The organism is Rothia sp. HMSC076D04, from assembly GCF_001814645.1.
GTDB lineage: Bacteria > Actinomycetota > Actinomycetes > Actinomycetales > Micrococcaceae > Rothia > Rothia mucilaginosa.
Window position 1 is genome coordinate 1 of the sequence record NZ_KV817359.1, and the last position, 206, is coordinate 206.

Consider the following 206-nt stretch of genomic DNA (forward strand, 5'->3'; position numbering starts at 1 on the left):
GTCGCGGCCGATGATGTTGGCGAAACTTTGCCCCGCCTCCCCTTTGTAGGAGTTGTACCTGTGGTAGGCCCTCTCGCGGCGTATACCGCAGCGCAACCCCATCTGACGCATCATCTTCAAGACCGTCTTATCGGCAATGCGCACCCCTTCCTCAGCGCGCAGGCACATGGCCACCTGCCTGTGACCGCACCCGTTGGGGGTTCGCG

At 62.6% G+C, this 206-nt stretch carries 1 protein-coding gene; it reads right to left on the bottom strand.

Annotated features, from left to right (window positions below; all coding sequences use genetic code 11):
- Nucleotides 1–174 (bottom strand): IS3 family transposase (locus HMPREF2980_RS09690; protein WP_305793992.1); only part of this gene is annotated, 174 nt, incomplete at its 3' end.
- Nucleotides 175–206: the final 32 nt, after the last annotated feature.